A 20220-nucleotide genomic window follows, 5' to 3' on the forward strand; every position below is an offset into this window, starting at 1 on the left:
TGACTGGTCTGATGCAGATCCTTTCGGGTGGTGGGATCAAAGTGTTGAGCGCCGGGACGTCGCCCGGCAAGCAGGTGTCCTGGCTGGCTGACGCCGTCCTGATCGATCCGGATGTGCTGTCGCCACAGGATGAGCTGGAATATGTCGCACAGCTTGCCCGGACGGTGTCGGTGCTGGTCCTCGCCTCCTGTGACTCGGTGAGTTCCGCTCGGTACCTGCGGGTCGGTGTCGCGATGGTGGTCAGTAAACAGGTGCCCGGCGAGGTGTTGCTGAATGCCGTGAAGGCGGTGACCGCGAATTCGCCAGCCACCCGCAACGGCGAGGACGGCGTATCGGCGGGGGAGCGTACCGATGCGCGCTGCCAGCAACTGTCCGAGCGGGAGGAGCAGGTGCTGCGGCAGATATCCCGGGGATTGACCCACGGGCAGATCGCCACCCGTCTGGGCATCAGCCAGCACACCGTCGACACCTACGTGAAACGGATCCGCGCCAAACTCGGTGCCGGCAACAAGGCCGAGCTGACCAGGGCTGCTCTGCTGGGAAACGTTATGAATCCTATCTGAGTGAGGTGGCCCCTGTTCGTGGTGGCTGTCCAACCGTCCGCCGAAGCGCCGAGCGCGGAGGTACCGTGTTCCGCTTTCAGTGGTCCGGGTGGCTCGAGAAGGGATCGGGTTGGCTATGCTGGAGGCGCTGGACGTGGATATGTACGATCATATCCACGTCGTGTTGAAGAATCATCCAGGAGTGGATAGGTACGCGGCGTTCTTCGTGGACCCGGGCGGTCGTCGCGAACTGCTTGTCGCCGTCGTGCCCACGCGTTATGCGAGCGCGCTGGAGCTTCGCGAGCGGGTCTGGTCGGTGCTGGGGCGCGACGAGGTGCCGGTCGTCGTCGGTTTTCTCCCCCAACTGCCGCTGGACATGGACGGATCGGCCGATGGCGACGGCGTCGTACGCGAGATGTCGAGCCTGGCCGAACCCCAGGTGTCACGGTTCGTCGACCCGGCCACACCTCTCGAAGAGGACCTGCGGAATTTTGTGCAGGATCTCCTCGAACTACCGAGGGTCGGCATGACCGACCACATGGTGGACCTGGGGCGGACCTCGTTACTGGCCCTCGAACTCAGCACGAAAATCTGCGATAAGTATGATATCCAGTTGGCGCCGGAGGACGTTTTCGATGCCGGAACGATTCGTGCCCTGACCGCCGTCGTGGAACGGAAACAACGCGACCGGAGGTGATCGATGCTGCTGGGTGGTGAACCGAACGCGATCGCGCTCGTGTCGTCCCGGCGTGAGGCTGTGACTTATGCAGAGTTGCGCAGACTCATCGACGATTGGGAGGCCATCTTCCGGGCCGGCTCGCGGAAGTCCCTCGTTCTGGTCATGGGCGGCGCCGACCTCGCGGCCGTCTCGTGCTATCTGGCCGTCCTGGCGGCCGGCAACGCGGTCCTCCTCGCAGATCCCCTGGTGGGCGACGAGGCGCTGACGCGCCTCGTCGACGCCTTCCAACCGGAGATCGTGGTCCACCCGGCACGCACCTGGTCCGCCGGCCCGTTGCCGGGCTACCGACACGAGGCATCGGCGCCGTTCGGGGCCACGACGTTCATCAGGCGGACGCCCGGCGAGTACGAGCCGCATCCGGATCTGGCGCTACTGCTGTTGACGTCGGGAAGCACCGGCACGCCGAGGGCGGTCCGCCTGTCCGCCGGAAACCTGCGGAGCAACGCCTCGAGTATCGTCCAGGCGCTCGGCATGCGGGAGAGCGATCGGGCCGTCACCGCGCTGCCTCTGCACTACGGCTACGGACTGTCGGTCCTGAACAGCCATCTGGCCGTCGGCGCGAGCGTCGTCCTGTCGGAAATGTCACCGAGTACGCGACCGTTCTGGCGGATGTTCGTCGAGACGGCATCGACATTCTTCGCCGCCGTGCCGAGCACGTACCGTGCGGTCTGGGAAGTCCTGGACGGGGAATGGCCGACGGGTATGCGCATCGCGACCCAGTCGGGCGATGCGATGCCGCCCGAACTCGCGCGCCGCTTCGTCGGTCTGGCGGCGGCTGCCGACGCCAGCTTCTTCGCCATGTACGGGCAGACGGAGGCGACGGCGAGAATGGCGTGCGTGGATCTGGTTGCCGTTCCGCAGCGGATCGGCTCGGTCGGCGGAGCAGTGCCGGGCGGACGGTTCCGCATCGCCGGGACCTCGGACGGAACGGGTCGGAGCGGGATCGGCGAGGTCGTCTACGAGGGCCCGAACGTCATGCTGGGATACGCCGGATCGCGGCGGGACCTCGTGCTCGGCGATGTGTCGGGCGGCGTGCTCCACACCGGTGACCTCGGGTGCCTCGACGACGGATACCTGTACCTGCGGGGCCGGCTGAAGCGCATCAGCAAGATCGGTGGCCGCCGGCTCAGTCTGGACGAGTTCGAAGAGACCGTCACCGGCGACGGGCAGGTCGCCGTCGTCGAGACCGGCGGCGGGATCGTGGTGTTCCACCAGGGCATCGACGCCGGGCTCGCGTCCCGGGTGGCGCACGCCTGTCGGGCACACGGCATCTCGCCCGCGATGGTCAGGACGCGGAAGATCGACCGGCTGCCCCTGACCGAGCGGGGGAAGACCGATTACCGGCGCCTCGCCGACGGGCTGTAGCGGCGTACCGACCCACAGGTCGAGTTTGCCGTGACTGCCCTGCGGCGAGGCGCACTTCGGGATTGCGGGACACGGCCCGCACGACGGGCCGCCGGGTTCGGCACCGGCGAGGATGTGCCGGGACGGCCCTGGCAAGGCCGTCCCGGTTGGTCAGGTGTCGATCCGAGGACTCCTCCTCACGACTCGCTTCGCTCGCGGACCGCTTCAACCAGTTCGGCGAACGTCCTCGTCTCCAGCAACAACCCGATGTTGAGTTGGACCCCGAACTCGCTGCGGATCCGTGCCATCAGCTCCACGGCCGTCAGCGAGTTGCCGCCCGCGTCGAAGAAGTCCTGATCGGCGAGTACCTCGTCGGTGCCGAGGGCCCGCCGCCACAGCGCGCCCACCCGCTCCTCCAACGGCCGCGCCATCGGCGGCGTGGCGTCGTGGCCGGCCGGGGACGGCCCCCGATGCCCCGGGTCGCCCGGGTTGGTCGCCCCCACCGGCCGGACGTCGGCGAGCACGCCCCGGGCAGGCGGAACGTCGGCGGGCGCACCCCCGACCGGGATGAATCCGGTCGCCGGCGGTGCGGGCACCGATGCTTCGTCGCCCGGGGCTCGCTCCGGCAGCGGCACCGGCCGCCCTGCCGCAAATGGTCGAACCAGGACCGTCCCGGTCACTCCGCTTTCCAGCAGGCCCAGCATCAGCTCGACACCGGTCTCCGGATCCAACCCGTCGATGTCGCGAACCGGCTCTGACACCCGGACCGGCTCCGAACTCCGGGCGGCCTCCTTCACCTGATCATCATCGATCATCATCATCGTGAAGCCCTCGACGGTCGCCAGGAGGGTCCCGTCGTCGGCGATCAGGTCGACGTCACCGGTCGGGGTGCTCACGGGAGCCGCGACATCCCGCTTGACGTGGGCGTAGAACTGTGCAGGCAGGTCGGAGTGCACGACCAGCCGCTGGTACATGAACGGTATCGAGGACGCCTGCCCGGGACCGCGAACCGCCGCCGTCACGGTGTCCATCATCGCCGGGTGCAGAGCATGCTGGTCGAGCTCCGGCCGGTACGCCGGACGCAACTCCACCCTCAGCAAGCTTTCCGAACCCACCGTCCACGACTGCGGGATGTTCCGCCATCTCGGCCCGGTGACAATCACGAATGTTCCGCCGCTGGACGCCAGCCCCGGCGTCGGCTGGCTCGTCGCGACGAAGCGATCCCGCAGCTCACCGAGCGCCACTGCGCCGGCCGCGCCGGAGTGTCCACGGATCTGCGCCGTCACGTGGACGGTCCACGGACCCGCCTCGCCCGCGAGGCGGGAGTCGACGACGACGTCGTACCGGTCACCCGCCGGTCGGAACGTGAGCCTGAGCAGCCGCCGCCGCTGGTCGAGGAAGGGCGCGCGGAACAACACGTCCGTGATCTCGACAGCGGGCTCGGCGGCGTCGCCTGCCCGCTCCCGAAACACCCGGACGATTAGGTCGAGATACGCCGTCCCCACCAGCAGGGGCGTCCGGTCCATCCGGTGTTCGTCGAGTACCCAGTCCGTCGCGGGACTCATCTCGCGCTCCCACACCACGACCGGATCGGCAGGCGAGGCTGCCGGGCCGGCGGCGCCGGAGACGGCCGCGGGGGGAGCGTCTCCGGTCTCCGGTCGGCCGTCGGACAGCTCGCGCACGCTCCGGCCGAGCCCGCTGATGTCGACGCCGCTCCGGACCGCCATGCCCGTTCCGCGCCACACGGGCCAGCCGACGCTGAGTACCCGGCCGCCCGCGAGGGACGTCGTCCGCGCGGCGGCGTCGAGGAAGGCGTTGGCCACCGCGTAGTCGCCGCCTCCCACCAGGCCCTCGGCTGCCGCCCGGCTCGAGAAGAACACGGCGAAGTCGAGCCCCGGCCGTCCGCCGAGGACCCGTTCCAGACAAGCGGTACCGATCGTCTTCGGCGCCAGCACCGCAAGCGCGTCGGCGGGTTCCCGGAACGCCGTCATCCGGTCACCGGGTACCCCGGCGAGATGGAACAACCCGTTGACCGGACCGTAACGGGCGGTCACCTCGGTGACGACGCGCTCGACCGCTGCGCCGTCCGTGACGTCGCAGGCGTACGTCACCACGTCGGCGCCCAGCGCCCGAACCTCGTCCAGGACCGCGGCGTGCGTCTGGTCGACGGCCCGCCGGCTCAGCAGTGCCAGCGTCGGTCGCAGACCCGAGGCGGCGAGCCCCTTGGCCATCTCGAGACCGAGACCGCCGAGCCCACCGGTGATCAGATAGACACCACGTTCCCGCAGCAGCGCGCCGGCCTCGGTCGGGAGCGGCAACGGTCGCTCCACCGCGACCCACCGCCGCAGCCCGCGCAGAGCGACGAGCGGTGCCTGCGGCCGTGCGGCAAGCTCGTCGGCGAGCACGCCCGGAGCCGTGAGTGGATCGACGTCGATCGCGTTCACGCGCAGGCCGGGGTCCTCGGCACGGACGGTGCGGACCAGCCCGTGCAGCGCGGCCCGATCCAGCTGGACGGGATCTGCGCCAGACACGTCGGTCGAGCGGCTCGCCACAACGGTCAACCGGGGCGGGGCCGACCAGTGACCGGATGTCAGCACCAGCCGGCAGGTGGCGAGCAGCTCGGCGAAGCCGGAGCCGAGCCGGGCCGCTGCCCGGCCCAGGCTGTTGCTACCGCCGTCACCGGTCACCGCGGCGCCCGTCGTGTCGCCGCCCGCCGTCGTCTCCCCGGCGTCCAGCGCATGGATGACCACGTCAGGCAGGGTGTCCGCCGCGCGGAGCACCCCCAGTACGCGGTCCAGGTCGTCGAGTTCGCCCGGACGTACCCGGAACTCGACCGGCCCGCCGGAGAAGGACGTACCACGCCGGACGCGTACCGGCTGCAGTCCGGCCCGCTGCACCGCGAGCAGCACCATCGACGCGGCAGCCGGATCATCGGGCAGCAGGACCAGCGCGCGCCGCTCGGACCGTTCACGCCGGTCCGGTCGGGGCCGCACCGTCTCCACCCACCCGATCTCCGTGAAGGGTGTCGTGACAGCGGCCTCCTGTGCCACAGGTGTCACCGGCGCGGCCGGCGCATCCGCCACCTGGAGTGGCGGTTCCGTGGCATTCGGCCGCGGCGCGGCCGGTTCTGGCCAGGCTCGCCCGAGCGGAGGCCGGTCCACCCAGTACCGGCTGCGGTCGTAGGGGTAGCCCGGCATCGTCACCCGGACCATCGGTTCCAGCTGGCCGGTCGCGGTCCAGTTGACCTCCGCGCCGGCCACCCAGAGCCGGCCCAGCGCTGCCAGCACGTCGGCGTGGTCGTCCTGGCCGTCGCGCAGGCTCGCGACGGTACGGGTCGTTCCGTCGCGCCGAGGGTGCTTCCTGGCCAGATCGCTGAGCACCCGGCGGGGACCGACCTCCAGCAGGGCATCCGGCCGCGAGTCGAGCAGCGCACCCAGAGCGTCGTGGAACCTGACCGGCGCGGCCAGCTGACCGGTCCAGTGCTCCGGGTCGGCGAGCCGATCGGCCTCCACGCGGGCACCGGTGAGCGCCGAGTAGAACGGCACCCGCGGGGGCTCGGCGTTGACTCCACGGAACGCCTCCGCCCACGCGGCGGCGGCGCGGGCGTAGCCGGGGTGGTGGAAGGCGGCTCCGGCCGAAACCATCCGGGTCGCGATCCCGTTCGATCCCAGGCGATCCGCGAGCACCCGCAGCTCGGCGTCCGGACCGGAGACGACCACCTGGCGCTCGGCGTTGACCGCTGCCAGCACGAGCGGCTCGTCGAGGTACGGCAGTACGTCGGGCTCGGCACAGCCGACGGCGAGCATGCTCCCGGGGACCGGAAACTCGGCCATCGCGGCGGCCCTCGCAGCGACCAGGGCGACGGCATCCGGGAGACTGAACACCCGGGCCACCGCGGCGGCCGTCAGTTCCCCGAGGCTGTGGCCGAGCACCGCCGCTGGCTGCACTCCCCACTGCCGCCACATCTCGGCCAGCGCGTACTCCACCGAGAACAGCAGCGGCTGGGCGGTGCCCGGATCGGCGAATTCCGCCTCGCCCGTCGTCTCGCTCCAGATCTTGTACAGCGGCACGCCCCGCTCCTCGAACAGTTCGAGGCACTCGTCCATCGACACCGTGAACGCCCGGACCGTCCCGTAGAGGCCATGTGCCATCCGGACGTGCTGAGAGCCCTGGCCGGGCAGCAGATATGCCACCCGGCAGTCGTCGACCGCCTGACCCGTGATGACGGCGGGCGCGCCTCGCTCCCCAGCCAGGCCGGCGCGGGCCGCTTCGGCGGAGTCACACACCAGCGCCGCGCGTACCGGATGCGCCGTTCGACCGTGCTGGAGCGTCCCGACGGCGTCGGTGAAGCATCCCTGGCCGGGGCCGCCGAAGAACAGCGACAGGCGTTCCCGCAGCTGGCGCTCGGTCGCCTCGCTACGGGCGGACCAGGGAACCAGGCGAAGGCGTCCGTCCTCGATCGCGTGCACGGGTACCGGCCCCTCTGCCAGGACGACGTGCGCGTTCGTCCCACCCATGCCCAGCGAGGTCACTCCCGCCAATCGGCGCCGGTCCGACCGGGGCCACGGCTGGAGCCGGGTGTTGAGCTTGAACGGCGTCCGCTCGATATTGAGGCGAGGGTTGGGGTTCTTCAAGTTGACCGTGCCGGGGATCGCTTCCCGCTCCAGGGCGAGGACCGTCTTGATGAATGCCGCGACTCCGGCGACATCGTCCATGTGGCCGATGTTGCCCTTGACCGAGCCGAGGGCGCAGTACCCGGTGGGCAACGGTTCCTCGCTGAGACTGGTGTACGCCTCGGTCAACGCAGCCACCTCGACCGGGTCGCCCAGCACCGTACCGGTGGCGTGCGCCTCGACGAAGCCGACATCGGTGGGTGCCACCCCCGCGAGCACCATCGCCTCGGTGATCGCGGCGACCTGGCCGGAGACCGACGGCGCGCTGAAGCTCACCTTCTGGGAACCGTCGTTGTTCACCGCACTGCCCAGGACCACCGCCCGGACGTTGTCGCCGTCGGACAGCGCGTCGTCGAGGCGCTTGAGCACGACGACGCCGACTCCACTGCCGAAGATCGTCCCGGTGGCGTCGGCGTCGAACGGCCGGCAGTGGCCGTCATGCGTGGACACGCCGCCCGGCGTCCACAGATGACCGCGTCGCGGCGGGTACCCGATGTGCGACCCACCGGCGAGGGCGGTGTCGCACTCACCGAGCCTGAGTGACTGGCAGGCGACGTGGATCGAGACCAGTGAGCTGGAGCAGGCACAGAGCACGGTCATCGCCGGCCCGCGCAGGTTGAGCTTGTACGCCGTCAGGGTCGCGAGGTAGTCGGACCGGTTGAGGGTCATCGCGAGCATCCGCGCCGATTCGATCACGTCGGGGCGCTGCCGCACGTAGTAGGCGAGGTAGTCGCTCGCGCCGACCGATCCGAACACTCCGACGCTGTCCGGGGTGTCGAAGGGGTCGTAGCCGGCGTTCTCCAGCGCGCTGTGGGAGGTCTCCAGGAACAGCCGGATCTGCGGGTCGCAGATCTCGGCCTCGCGGCGCGTCATCCGGAACAGCCCGGCGTCGAACAGATCGAAGTCGGACAGGGTGGACGCGGCCCGTACGTAGTCCGGGTTGGCCAGCTCCTCGTCGCTGACGCCGGCCTCGTGGAGCACCGTCTCCGGGATGTCGAACTCGATCGACTCCTCGCCGGCGGCGAGGTTCTGCCAGAACTGCTCCTCGTCGACCGCGCCGGGCATCCGGCATGCCAGTCCCACCACGGCGATCGGTTCGAGAGCACCTGCCGTCACGACGTCACCTTCCCCGGTTTCGGATTCGCGCACGCAGATCGCGACGCGCCTGCGCGACGGACGGCGCGCCGGAGCCGGCCCGCCCCCGACCATCGGGTGTGCCTCCGCGGACCGACCCGCTCGCCTCGTCGGCGCCGCTGACAAGATGCTGCGCCAGCAGTCGGCGGTTGGGATACCTGAACAGCGCCTCGATCGGCAGCTCCCGCCCGAGCCGGGTCGTCAGCGCGTGATGGACTCTGGCCAGCGACTCCGAGGTCAGGCCCGCGTCGAAGAAGTTGTCGTCGAGCGGGACCCGAACCCCGGTCGCATCCCGGACGATCTCGTCGAGTAGTCGGCGCAGGTCGTCCTCGGTCATCCGACCCGCGCTCACGGCGTCTCCTCGAATGCCTCGACGACGACCTTCGCGAGTTCGTCGACCGCCTGGTCGAGTAACCAGTGGCCGCTGGACAGCGCCCGGAGCCGTAGCGGGGCAACGCTCTGCCGCCGCCAACCGAGCCAGGCTCCCCGCGGGCTGTCCTCGCCCGCGCCGAAGCACACCGTCACCGGCGTCTCGAGCGGAGGCGCCGGTCTGTACCGGTACCGGGCGAGCAGCGAGAAGTCCGCCCGGACCGCCGGCTCGACCGCCCTGCGGAGCCGCTCCTCCTCCGCCAGCTCCCGTGAGAGTCCCCCCTCCTCGATCAGCCACTTCCACAGGCGATCGCTCGGCATTGTCGCGAGGCGTCGGGTGAGCAGCCCGAACCCGATGTCCGGCGCCTCGTACGACGCGATGATCAGAGCTGCGGGGGGCGGCATACCGCGATCGCGCAGCGCCCTCGCGACGAGGAACGCCAGTAGCGCGCCGCCGCAGTACCCGAACAGCCCGTAGCGTGCGGTCGCGTGCCTGGGCAACCGCTCGGCGAGCTCCTCGACGAGCGCGGACAGGTCCGCCATGGGCGGCTCGTCCAGCCGGGCCTGCCGGCCGGGAAGATTGGCGGCCCACACGTCGAGGTCCGGCGCGACGGCCTTCGTGAACTCGCTGTAGCGCGCGTAGCCCGCGCCGGAGTGCGGGAAGACGAAGAGTCGGGGCAGGGTGTCGGGCCGGGATTCGCGGACCGATCCGCTCAGCGGCACATACCAGTCGCGCGCGCTCATCGAGTCTCACCTTCTGTTCTGAGCCGGGGCAGCAGCCGCTCCGGCGAGGGTGTATCGAAGATCGTGTCGAACTCGATCCGTACGCCGAACAAGGCGCTGATCTGGGCTGCCAGGTTCACGGCGAGCAGCGAGTGGCCGCCGTTGAGGAAGAAGTCCGCGTCGGCGCCGAGCCGGTCGTCGCCGAGCGCCTCGCGCCACAGCCGCACCAGCGAGCGCAGCCGGGGGTCGGCGGGCAGCTCCACCGACCCGCTCAGCCGACCGAGTCGTGCGGCCAGCTCCCGGTGATCGACCTTGCCGTTCCCGGTCAGCGGCAGTTCCGGGAGAAAGACGTACCGGCCGGGAACCGCGCCCGCCGGCAGCCGGTCCGCGACATGATCACGCAGCAGCTCGCCGGACTGCACCTCGACGGCTGGTTCCGCCACGATCGCTGCGACCAGGCGCAGGTGCCCGGCGCTGTCGGGCTCCGTGATGACCGCGGCGGTCCGCACGGCCGGGTGCTCCTCCAGCACGGCCTCCACCTCGACCGGTTCCACCCGGTGTCCGCGGACCTTCACCTGCCGGTCCAGCCGGCCGAGAAAGACCAACCCGGACCCGGTGAGCCGGGCGAGGTCGCCGGTGCGGTAGTACCGGCCGAAGCCCGGCGCTACGCAGAACCGCTGGGCGGTCAGCTCCGGCAACCCGTGGTAGCCCCGCGCGACCCCGGCCCCGCCGATGCACACCTCGCCCGGTACCCCGGGCAGCACCGGGCGACCTTCCGGAGTGAGCAGGCGCACCGTCGTGTTCGCGATCGGGGACCCGATCGGCACGGGGTTCGGCACCGGTGAGGTCAGCTCGACGGCGGTGGACCAGATCGTGGTCTCGGTCGGCCCGTACACGTTGAACAGCCGGCAGCCGTCGGACAGCAGCAGCTCCGCGAGGGCCGGGCTCAGCGGCTCGCCGCCGCACAGCACCCGGCGGCCGTCGAGCTGGCCGCGCAGCCGGCCGCCGACGTGTCGCCAGGTGGTGGGGGTCGCCTGTGCCACCGTCACGTCCTGGTCGACGATCAGGTCGAGCAGGCGGTCCGGATCCATCCGGTCGACGTCCGAGCCCACCACGACGGTCCCCCCGGCGGCAAGCGGCAGGAAGAGCTCCAGGCCCGCGATGTCGAACGACATCGTGGTCAGCCACAGCATCCGGTCCTCCGGACCGAACCGGAGCCGGTCGACGAAGTCGAACACGACGTTCGCGAGGTTCGCGTGCGAGACCACGACGCCCTTGGGCTTGCCGGTCGAACCGGAGGTGTAGATGACGTAGGCGGGACTGTCGAGTTCCGGGGACGGCCATTCGCCCAGCCCGGAACCGGTCGGCGCCTGAACCGCCGCAGCCGTCCGCACCACGTCCGGCAGCGGAAGCCACGGCCGGCCCACGAGGCAGGCCGGGTCCGGGGCGGCGTCGGCGATGACCGCCGCCGCACCGGCGTCGGCGATCTGGTCGGCCAGCCGCGTCGCGGGGTGCGCGGGGTCGAGCGGCAGGTACGCGGCGCCGGCCGCCCACACGCCGAGCGTCGCCGCGGCCAACGACGGTCCCCGGGTGGCGTGCAGCGCGACGATGTCGCCTCGACCGACCCCCAGATCCATCAGACGACGCCGCACCAGGTCGGCGGTGGCGACCAGCTCACGGTAGCTGACCGTCCGGCCGGAACACCGGAGTGCCGGTGCCAGGGGAAGCGCCTCGGCCCGTTCACGGATCACTGTCAGCAGGTGCCGGTCGGGCGGTGTCATGGCGCCTGCGCTGGCGCCACCCTGCTCGGCCCGTTCGGCGGGGCTCCACCCGGACACCGCCCCGACCGGTTCGTCGAGCCGATCGGCCATCTCGCGCACGATCGCCTCGTAGCGGTCCATCCAGCGCCGCACGAACGCCGCGTCGTGGATCTCGTCGCTGTAGACCACCTCGACGGAGATCTTCGATTCGGACGGGTACACGCACAGCTCCAGGTCGAGCCGGCTGAACGCGTTCGAGACGAGGATCCGGCGGGCCGGTCGGCCCGCCATCTCCAGCGGCGCCCCGTCGGTGGAACCCTGGTGCCCGGACGGGTCCGACCGGTAGTTGAACATGTGGCGGAACAACGGGACCCGCCAGTCGCCGGACCGCCCCGGCAGCCTGTCCCGTACCGCCTCGAAGGACACGCTGCGATGCCCGACGCCTTCGAGGAACGCGACGGCCACCCGTCTGAGCAGTGCGTCGACGGTCATCTGGTCGTCGACGGACACCCTGACCGGCAGGGTGACGTTGTGGAAGCCGACGGCTTCGCCGCGATCCTCGGTACGCCCGCTCACCGGTACCCCGATCACCAGATCCGGGCCGGCTCCGTGCCGGGCCAGGGTGAGATAGAAGGCGGTCATCAACACCACGTTCTGGGTCATCCGGGTGCGTTCCCGGATCCGGGCCACGGCGGCCACGGCCGCGGCCGGCAGGTCACGCTCGACCCGGCCACCCGAGAACGTGGGACGCCCTTCGACGGGGCGAGCTCCGGCCATGGCCATCGCGGTGGAGTCGACCCCGTCCAGGTGCCTCGTCCAGTACTCGAGCGCGCCCGGGTCGGGGGGCGGTTCGAGGCGGGCGGGAACCGGTCCGGACAGGTCCGGCGTCGGCTGTCCGGTCTCGGCGAAGCTGTCGTACAGGCGCGACAGCTCGCGGGTCAGCACGATCAACGTGACCAGGTCGCCGACGAGATGGTGCAGTACCAGGCTCACCACACAGCCGCCAGTGTCGGCGACGGTGATCAGATGGGCCCGGACCAGGATCCCGCCGTCCAGGTCGAACGGCCCGCTCGCCAACTCCACGAGCGACGTGCCGAGGGTGTCCTCCGTCGCCGTCTCGACGGTGAGTGGGACTTCCTGGTCCTCGGGCAGAAACCGCTTGCGCAGGGCCGAAGCGTCCGAGCGAACCGCGATCCGTAGCGCGGGGTGGCGGCGTACCAGGTGATTCAGTGCCTCCTGGAGCGGCCACCACCGGAGCGGCCGGTCGACCTCGACCGCGGCGGAGAGGTTGCACACGCCCCGGCCCGGCACCAGCTGGTGCAGCATCCACTGCGCCCGCTCCTTCGGGGACAGCTCGACGTCCCGTGGACTCCCGGAGCTCTCCTCGCGGGGCGCGGTGGCCTCCGGGGAAGCCGCGCCGGGCCGCCCGGACTCCACGGGGTCGCTCGTGCGTACCCCAGACGTCATGTGTCTGTCCTCACGCATCGAGCAAAGCAGTGCGGCGCGTCGCCGACCTGTCACAGGTTCGCGTTACGTCCACCGAGCCGTGATCATGTCGCTGGATCACGCGACAGGCCCGACGCCGGCACTGCTGCTTGGCTGGGACGATGACCACATCGACGGCGGCGCTCTCCCCGGGCGAGCAGTCACTCTGGCTCCTGCACCAGCTCGCGCCGGATCTCGGCGTCGCGAACATCGCGGTGCAGCTGAGGGCTCCGACCCCGTCGCGTTGGTGGCCGATGAACGAGTCGTTCCGTTGGCTGGTGCGCCGGCACGACGTCTTGCGGAGCCGCTTCCGTGCCGGGGACACCGGCCCGCCCGTGCGCGAGATCTGTGCCGCCGACGAGGTCGCGGTGGCGTTGGAGGTTTTCGACGTTGCCGAACCGGAGCTGCCGGCGGCGCTCCGGCGCTACGCGGCGGCTCCGTTCGATCTCGACCGGGCGCCCCTGATCCGGCTGGGACTGTTCCAGACCGACTCGGGGCAGCAGTGGTACTGCCTCGCCGCGCACCACCTGGTCGTCGACTCGACGAGTGTGACAATTCTGCACGACGAGCTGATCGGAGGGTACTTCTGCCTGGCCGAGACCGGTGAACCACCGCACCGGCCGCCCGCGCCGCCTCCGCCGCCGACGCTCCCCAGCGCGGAGTCGCTGCGTTTCTGGCGGGAACGCCTCCGGGGGATCCGGAACACGGGAATGGTCCTCGACGCCGCCCGACCGTACGCCGCGCCGCCCACGTTCGTCGGGGACGAGGTGGCGGTGATCCTGCCGGGGCACACCCGCGACACGGTCGCCGAGCTCCGTCGGCGCGGTCGCGTCACGGACGCCGCCGTGCTGCTCACGGCGTACCTGCTGGCCCTGCGGTTCGAAGGCGCCGCCGACGACCTGCTGGTCGGCGTCATGGCCAGCGGTGTGGCGGACGTCCCCCGGGTCGGGTACGGCGTGGCCATGCTACCGATGCGCGTCCGGGTCTCGCCGGAGTCCACGTTCGACGAGTTGGCCAAGCGGGTCAGCGTCGACCTGTTGTCGGCGATGAACCATGCCGACGCACCGTTCGAGGCGCTCGCGTCGGAGGTGGCAGCGGTCGACGACCCGATGTGGTGGCGCGGTGGACCACTGCGCCACCTGTTCAACTACCATCCCCTGCCACCGCTGCCACCCGGGATGTCTGTCGAGGAATACGACCCGGCCGACCGCCCGCTGCGACAGGTGCACACCGGACTGAGCCGGTTCGATCTGGAACTCATCGTCGAGCCGCTCCCTGGAGCACACCTGGTGATGCGCGTCGCGTACAGCGCGGAGGTCCACGACCGGGAGTTCGCCGAGCGGCTGCTCGACCGCGTCCGCCTCACCCTGGAGCAGGCGCGAGCCTGCCCCGGCCTACCTGTCGGAGACCTCGATCTGCGGACCCGCACCGAGATCGAGTTGCTCGGGCGGATGAACGACACCGCCCGCCACTGGGACCCTCCGGCCACGGTTCCGGAGTTGATTCTCGGCGCCGCGCGACGAAACCCGGAGGCGGTCGCGATCTGCTACGACGGCGGTGAGGTCAGCTACCGGGAGCTGATCGGAGCGGCCGGGGCGGTGGAGCGGGCGCTGCGGGAGGCCGGCGCGGGAGTCGGGCAGGTGGTGGCCCTGATGGGGCCACGCGGGCCGGAGTTGGCGGCCGCCGTTCTCGGGATCTGGGCGGCCGGCGCCGCCTACCTGCCGCTCGACCCGGAGCATCCGGCGGAGCGCCTGCGTTATCAGCTCGACGACGCCGGATGCGAGTTCATCGTCGACACGAATCACCGGTCGCCCGAGGAGCAGCCGGGAGAGCGTGACGACGTCCTCGCCGCGCTGTACGCCGGCAGAACGGCACTGCGCGTCGGCCGCGTTCGCGGCGCGTCCGCAGCCGCGCTGTCCGACGACTTCGACCCGGCGGCCGTCGCGTACCTGATCTACACCTCCGGATCCACCGGCCGGCCGAAGGGCGTTCGGCTGACCCACGCGAACCTGGCCAACGTCGTGCGGTTCTGGATGGACCTCGTCGGGGCCGACCGCACGACGACGGTGGCGTGGCTGACCACGTTCGCGTTCGACATCTCGGCGCTGGAGCTGTTCCTCCCGCTGGCCGTCGGGGGTCGCGTCGTCGTCGCGGACGCGATGCGCATGCAACCGGACCAGCTCGTCGATCTGCTCGATCGGTCCGGGGTCACTGTCATCCAGGCCACCCCGACCATCTGGCGCCTGATCCTGCCGGCCGCTGGTCGGCGACTCGCGTCGCGGACGGCGATCTGCGGCGGCGAGCCGCTGACCCCGAAGCTCGCACGGGCGTTCGTCGCGGCCGGTTGTCGCGCATACAACGCCTACGGCCCCACCGAGACCACGATCTGGTCCACGCTGGCGTCTGTCGCTGACGAGGACCCGGACCGGATCACGGTCGGACGGCCGATCGCCAACACCCAGGCATACGTCCTCGACGAGCGGGGCAAACCCCGCGCCGTCGAGGTTGCCGGAGAGCTGTGCCTGGCGGGCGCCGGTGTCGCCGACGGCTACCTGCGGCAACCGGAGCTCACGGCCGAGCGGTTCCCGACGCATCCGGTGCTGGGCCGCTACTACCGTACCGGCGACCGGGCCCGGATCCTCCCGGATGGCCGTATCGAACTCCTCGGCCGGTCCGACCGGCAGATCAAGCTCCGGGCTCACCGGATCGAGCCGGCGGAGGTCGAGCACTGCCTGGAGGAGTACCAGGGGGTGCGGGCCGCCGTCGTCGTGCTGCGGGGCGACCCGACCGGGGACGGGCATCTCGCCGCGTACGTCGCCGCTGACGACCGGCCAGACCTCGTCGCGTCGCTGTGGCAGCACTGCCGGGCCCGGCTGCCCGGCTACTGTGTGCCCAGCCAGTTCGTGGTCATGGACGAGCTGCCACAGACGCCCAACGGGAAGCTCGACCTATCCTCGCTGGTCGCGGGCGGCGTCGGGATGACCGCCGACCCCACGGTACCGATCGAGGTGGGGCGGCACCCCCGACGGTCGCCAGGCGGTCCTGCCGAGCCGCCGGTCGACGCCGTCGACGAGCGGGTCGTCGAAGCGTGGCGGCGAACGCTCGGCTCAGCACCGCAGGATCCCGACGCCAACTTCTTCCTCAGCGGCGCCTCGTCGCTCCAGGCCGCTCAACTGGCCGCCGCCATCAGCACGGCCTGCGGGATCCGCGTCACCCTCGCCACGGTCTTCCGGGCGCCGACGCCGGCGGCGCTCACCGGGCAGATCCAGGCCGCGACGGCGAATCACCGGGACGCCGCCGGTGCCGCCTGAGGCGTTACCCGCAGCGCTCCCCGAGCAGATGACGCAGCGACGAGCGACGGGCTCGTCGACGATCCCCACCCGCCCGGTCACGGCCGGCACGCGCACGGCGGAGGATCAGAAAGCCGGCTTTCCCTGTTCGAGAGTTGGACGGTGCCGATGAACATCGCCGACGTCATTGTGACACCGGTCGCTGGCGGGTTCTTCCACGACGACCTGGCGGCGATACGGCGGGGCGCGGGTCGCGATGGCCAGCACTACCCTGGGCCGCCGGTAACCCCCGGCCTCGCGGCAATCCGGGATCCCGCGCGCGCCCTCGCGATCGGGCTGTGTCTCGACGACGGCACGGTGGTCTGGGGTGACGCGGCCGCCGTCCAGTACGTCGCGGCCGGCGGCCGCGAGCTGCACGCCGAAGAGGCCGGCGCACAGGTCGGGACGGAGCTGCGCTCCGCCCTGCTCGGCATGCCGGTCAAGGGATTCCGCAGCGGGCTCACCCGGCTCCTGGCCGCCGGGGCGGACAGCGTCGCGCTGCGGTACGGCCTGAGCCAGGCCTGGCTGGCCGCGGTTGCCGCAGCCGGGCGGCGCACGATGTGCGAGGTGCTCTGCGACGAATACGACCTGGCACTGCCGACCGGGCCGGTGCCGATCTACGCGCAGTCCGGCGACGACCGCCACGGCGGCGCCGACAAGATGATCCTGAAAGAGGTCGACGCACTGCCGCACGGCCTTATCAACAGCGTCGAGAAATTCGGTCCGGCGGGCGAGGCGCTCGTGGGGTACGTCGAGTGGCTGGTCTCCCGGATCGCACGTCTCGGCGGGCCGCACTATCGGCCCGACCTGCATCTGGATCTGTACGGCACGGCCGGCCTGGCCTTCGCGGGCGACCTCGAGGCGGTTGCCGACTACCTGCTGCGGCTGGAGCGGATCGCCGGACCGCACAGGTTGCTCGTCGAGTCACCCGTCGACCTCGGCGGCCGGCAGCGTCAGATCGACGGACTGGCGCGCTTGTGCGGGATCCTGCGGCACCGGGGGAGCGGGGTCGTCGTGGTCGCCGACGAGTGGTGCAACACCCTCGAGGACATTCGCGCCTTCGTCGCGGCCGGGGCGGGGCACATGTTCCAGGTCAAGATGCCCGACCTGGGCAGCGTCGAGGACAGCCTGCTGGCCGTGCTGCACTGCAGGCGTGCGGGAGTTGGCGTGATGCTCGGTGGGAGCTGTGCGGAGACGGAGGTCTCCGCCCGTGTCTCCGTCCATGTCGCGCTCGCGAGCAGGCCGGACGTGCAGCTGGCAAAGCCGGGCATGGGTGTCGACGAGGGGTTGATGCTCGCGCGCAACGAGCAGTCCCGGCTACTCGCGGTGCTGGCGCGGCGGCGGTCGGTCGGTGCGGCCGGGACTGCCGTCCCCGAAGGCCCGACCGGGCGATCCACGGTTGAGCGCGGGGCTGTGCGTTGACAGGTCACACCGACCTGACCGCACCCGATCGTCCTCGCGTCGTGGTGACCGGACTCGCCTCGGACTCGCACACCTGGAACCTGGTCTACCTCCAGCTGCTCATCGAGGAACTGGGCTACGATGTGGTCAACCTCGGCCCCTGCGTACCGGACGATCTGCTGGTCGCCGAATGCCAGCGCCTCGAACCGGCGATGATCGTGATGAGCAGTGTCAACGGGCACGGACAGTGTGACGGACTACGGGTGATCCGGCTGTTGCGGAGGTGCGCGCGACTTGCCACCACTCCGATCGTCATCGGCGGCAAACTCGGTCTGTCTGCCGACCGCCCCGAGGTGTACACCGACAGGCTGATGGCGGCAGGTTTCGACGCCGTCTTCGTCGACGGCAGCATCGCCGAGTTCCGCAAATTCCTCGCGACGGCCGACGCCATGTCGAGTATCGAGGCGGAGCGGTGACCCCGCTCGCGCGTCGGCCGGAGTTCGGCGGGCCACCGGTCGACCTCGGTGCGTTCGTCCGCGACGCGGCGGATCGGGGCATGCTGCTGGTGCAGCCGCGGATGGGATTCAGCGAGCCGTCGGCGATGCGGGCCGGCCTGGCCGCGACCCGGCGGGCCGGGGCCGCCACCGTCGGCACCATCACCCTGGACAGTTATACGCGTGTCGGGGATCTCGCGGCGGTCGCGCGGGCGCTGGAGACCGGCCAACCGCTCAACGGGTATCCGATCACCAGCATCGACCCCGCCATCACCAGGGCAATGCTGGCCGGGATCCTCGGTCCCGACTTTCCTGTGCAGGTCAGACACGGCTCGGCGGCGCCCCGGAAGATCTTCGACGCGCTCGTCGCGGCGGGCCTGACCGCGAGCGAGGGCGGCCCCGTGTCGTACTGCCTGCCGTACAGCCGTACCCCGCTGGCGGAGTCCGTGCGCAACTGGGCGGACTGCGTGCGCCGCTTCACGGCGTTGCGGGAATGGGGAGCCGAACCGCACCTGGAGACCTTCGGCGGTTGTCTGCTGGGTCAACTCTGCCCGCCCAGCCTCCTGGTAGCGGTCAGCGTGCTGGAGGCGCTGTTCTTCTGCCAGCACGGGATGCGCAGTGTCTCGGTGAGCTATGCGCAGCAGACCCAGCTGGCCCAGGACCTGGAGGCGGTCGCGGCGTTGCGTCGCCTCTGCGCCGAGCTGCTACCGGTAACCGACTGGCACGTCGTCGTCTACACCTACATGGGGTTGTATCCGACAACGAGCAGGGGGGCGTTCCGACTCCTGGGTCAGTCCGCGCGGCTGGCCGTCTACAGCGGTTCGGAGCGACTCATCGTCAAGACGGCGGCCGAGTCCAGAGGCATACCCACGGTGGTGGAGAACGTGGCCGCGCTGCGGTACGCCGGTTCGTTCGTACCCACCAAGGTCGTTCCCGCCGAACCGGATGCGGACTCCGCCACGTACGAGGAAGCGCGGGACCTGGTCGCTGCCGTGCTCAACCTGGCTCCCGACATCGGACGGGCCCTGTTGCTCGCCTTCGACCGCGGCTACCTTGACGTTCCCTACTGCCTGCATCCCGACAACCGCGGCCGGACCCGTAGCTATGTGGCAGACGACGGCTCGCTCCGCTGGTCCGACACGGGCTCGCTGCCGGTGCGCCGGCCTACGCGGAGCGGCGATCACCGGATCACCTCCGACCGCCTGCTCGCCGATCTCTCGTACGTCCGCCGCACCTTCGACCACGGACCCGAAACCGGCCGTGCCGGGGCCGGGTCCGCGCTCGGGCCGGGTGACGGTACGGCGATGGCCAGGTCCGATGAAGGCTGTGACGACCCCTTCGTGGGCGAGGCGCATGCGGTTGGCGGGCGGTAACCGGCCCCGGGCCTCAGAACGTCAGCATCAACCCCTCGTCAGGTGTGCCGACGGCCAGCGAGATGCGTTCGATCAGATTGATGGTGATGCCCAGCCGGCGTTCCCAACGCCGGGCCGTTTCCTCGTCCGCGGGCCGGTCGATGTCGTCGAGGAACAGCGAGTACGACGGTGCCAGCTGGTCGACCAGAGCCGGCACGGCAGGATCGCGGCACAACGCGTTCAGGTCGCCGAAGGCGGGCGGCCCGTCCACGACCAGCGTGTCGATCCGTGGAGGGCAGGCGAGACGGACCCGCTCCACGTCGTACCACCGGTCGGGAAGTTCCCATTCCTGGCTTTCCTCGAGTAACCCGGCTGGCAACGGCGCCAACGGGACGACCTCGACGCGGGCGACGGAAGCGAGGCCGTTTCGTGCGATGACGCCCCTCACGTATTCACCGAACACGGGATCGTGCTCGATGCTGACCAGCCGGCCACCGTTTCGGGCGACCGCGTGGGCGAGGTACACCGTCGACGCGCCGGCGCCGATTTCGACCACCGATTTCCGCTGCCGGGATTCCATCTCGTTGACCACGGTGGCCAGTGCCGCCGGCCGCATCGAATAGGCATTCCAGGGAACGTAGTCGACACCGAACGAGGCGAGTGCCGCCATCGCGATCGTGTCGCCGACGCTCCATTTTTCTGGAGCTTTGTGGGTTATCGTCAAGGTGGACTCCGCGAATTGAAGTCAGACGGCGAGCGTTGGTACCTTCCGTCAAGGATCGCGATTATCGGATGCGGCCGTAGTCCCCACTTCTGGCGACGTGCTCTCCTGGTCGACCCGCTGAGAGGGTCGGGTAATCGTCGATCGGGGGGTG

12 protein-coding genes are annotated in these 20220 nt (G+C 70.7%); 7 read left to right on the forward strand and 5 right to left on the reverse strand.

Annotated features, from left to right (window positions below):
* Nucleotides 1-11 precede the first annotated feature (11 nt).
* The 3 genes from ACN28A_RS25440 to ACN28A_RS25450 all read left to right on the forward strand — a co-directional run bounded on the left by ACN28A_RS25440 (nt 12) and on the right by ACN28A_RS25450 (nt 2646).
* Nucleotides 12-563: a response regulator transcription factor gene (locus ACN28A_RS25440; RefSeq protein ID WP_421398825.1), complete on the forward strand. Its 552-nt coding sequence runs from the start codon at nt 12-14 to the stop codon at nt 561-563.
* Between the two features lie 115 nt (nt 564-678).
* Complete coding sequence (locus tag ACN28A_RS25445) at nt 679-1239, forward strand: phosphopantetheine-binding protein (protein ID WP_421398828.1); 561 nt, start codon at nt 679-681, stop codon at nt 1237-1239.
* Between the two features lie 3 nt (nt 1240-1242).
* Nucleotides 1243-2646 carry an AMP-binding protein gene (locus ACN28A_RS25450; protein WP_421398830.1) on the forward strand — a complete coding sequence of 468 codons (1404 nt, stop codon included), beginning with the start codon at nt 1243-1245 and terminating at the stop codon, nt 2644-2646.
* 176 nt (nt 2647-2822) lie between these two features.
* Here the strand turns inward: ACN28A_RS25450 and ACN28A_RS25455 are convergent, their stop codons facing one another.
* From ACN28A_RS25455 to ACN28A_RS25470, 4 genes are read right to left on the reverse strand one after another with little or no spacing between them, the layout of a single operon-like run.
* Nucleotides 2823-8414: an SDR family NAD(P)-dependent oxidoreductase gene (locus tag ACN28A_RS25455; protein ID WP_421398832.1), complete on the reverse strand. Its 5592-nt coding sequence runs from the start codon at nt 8412-8414 to the stop codon at nt 2823-2825.
* A gap of 4 nt (nt 8415-8418) precedes the next feature.
* The gene (locus ACN28A_RS25460) at nt 8419-8769 is read right to left on the reverse strand and encodes an acyl carrier protein (protein WP_421398834.1); all 351 of its coding nucleotides are present in this window, start codon (nt 8767-8769) and stop codon (nt 8419-8421) included.
* Between the two features lie 11 nt (nt 8770-8780).
* The gene (locus ACN28A_RS25465; protein WP_421398836.1) at nt 8781-9545 is read right to left on the reverse strand and encodes a thioesterase II family protein; all 765 of its coding nucleotides are present in this window, start codon (nt 9543-9545) and stop codon (nt 8781-8783) included.
* Complete coding sequence (locus ACN28A_RS25470; protein WP_421398838.1) at nt 9542-12751, reverse strand: non-ribosomal peptide synthetase; 3210 nt, start codon at nt 12749-12751, stop codon at nt 9542-9544. Before ACN28A_RS25470 ends, ACN28A_RS25465 begins: the two co-directional genes overlap by 4 nt.
* Before the next feature lie 140 nt (nt 12752-12891).
* Between ACN28A_RS25470 and ACN28A_RS25475 the strand changes: the two genes are divergently transcribed.
* The 4 genes from ACN28A_RS25475 to ACN28A_RS25490 all read left to right on the forward strand — a co-directional run bounded on the left by ACN28A_RS25475 (nt 12892) and on the right by ACN28A_RS25490 (nt 19366).
* A complete protein-coding gene (locus tag ACN28A_RS25475) occupies nt 12892-16080 on the forward strand; it encodes a non-ribosomal peptide synthetase (RefSeq protein ID WP_421398840.1) in 3189 nt (1062 codons plus the stop codon).
* Nucleotides 16081-16227: 147 nt separating this feature from the next.
* Entirely contained in the window at nt 16228-17520 is a 1293-nt protein-coding gene (locus tag ACN28A_RS25480) for a methylaspartate ammonia-lyase (protein WP_421404646.1), read from the forward strand.
* A gap of 41 nt (nt 17521-17561) precedes the next feature.
* Nucleotides 17562-17975, forward strand: a complete 414-nt coding sequence (locus ACN28A_RS25485; protein WP_421398843.1) for a cobalamin B12-binding domain-containing protein — start codon at nt 17562-17564, stop codon at nt 17973-17975.
* Nucleotides 17972-19366 carry a methylaspartate mutase gene (locus ACN28A_RS25490; protein WP_421398846.1) on the forward strand — a complete coding sequence of 465 codons (1395 nt, stop codon included), beginning with the start codon at nt 17972-17974 and terminating at the stop codon, nt 19364-19366. Before ACN28A_RS25485 ends, ACN28A_RS25490 begins: the two co-directional genes overlap by 4 nt.
* A gap of 13 nt (nt 19367-19379) precedes the next feature.
* Here the strand turns inward: ACN28A_RS25490 and ACN28A_RS25495 are convergent, their stop codons facing one another.
* Nucleotides 19380-20069: a class I SAM-dependent methyltransferase gene (locus ACN28A_RS25495; RefSeq protein WP_421398849.1), complete on the reverse strand. Its 690-nt coding sequence runs from the start codon at nt 20067-20069 to the stop codon at nt 19380-19382.
* Nucleotides 20070-20220 lie beyond the last annotated feature (151 nt).

The sequence above is a fragment of the Plantactinospora sp. WMMB782 genome (assembly GCF_049179135.1).
Lineage (GTDB): Bacteria > Actinomycetota > Actinomycetes > Mycobacteriales > Micromonosporaceae > Plantactinospora.

Excerpts from the sequence above, each read along its gene's own strand:
- ACN28A_RS25440 (WP_421398825.1), top strand. The coding sequence starts at position 12 with ATGCAGATCCTTTCGGGTGGTGGGATCAAAGTGTTGAGCGCCGGGACG.
- ACN28A_RS25445 (WP_421398828.1), top strand. The coding sequence starts at position 679 with ATGCTGGAGGCGCTGGACGTGGATATGTACGATCATATCCACGTCGTG.
- ACN28A_RS25450 (WP_421398830.1), top strand. The coding sequence starts at position 1,243 with ATGCTGCTGGGTGGTGAACCGAACGCGATCGCGCTCGTGTCGTCCCGG.
- ACN28A_RS25460 (WP_421398834.1), bottom strand. The coding sequence starts at position 8,769 with ATGACCGAGGACGACCTGCGCCGACTACTCGACGAGATCGTCCGGGAT.
- ACN28A_RS25465 (WP_421398836.1), bottom strand. The coding sequence starts at position 9,545 with ATGAGCGCGCGCGACTGGTATGTGCCGCTGAGCGGATCGGTCCGCGAA.
- ACN28A_RS25470 (WP_421398838.1), bottom strand. The coding sequence starts at position 12,751 with ATGACGTCTGGGGTACGCACGAGCGACCCCGTGGAGTCCGGGCGGCCC.
- ACN28A_RS25475 (WP_421398840.1), top strand. The coding sequence starts at position 12,892 with ATGACCACATCGACGGCGGCGCTCTCCCCGGGCGAGCAGTCACTCTGG.
- ACN28A_RS25480 (WP_421404646.1), top strand. The coding sequence starts at position 16,228 with ATGAACATCGCCGACGTCATTGTGACACCGGTCGCTGGCGGGTTCTTC.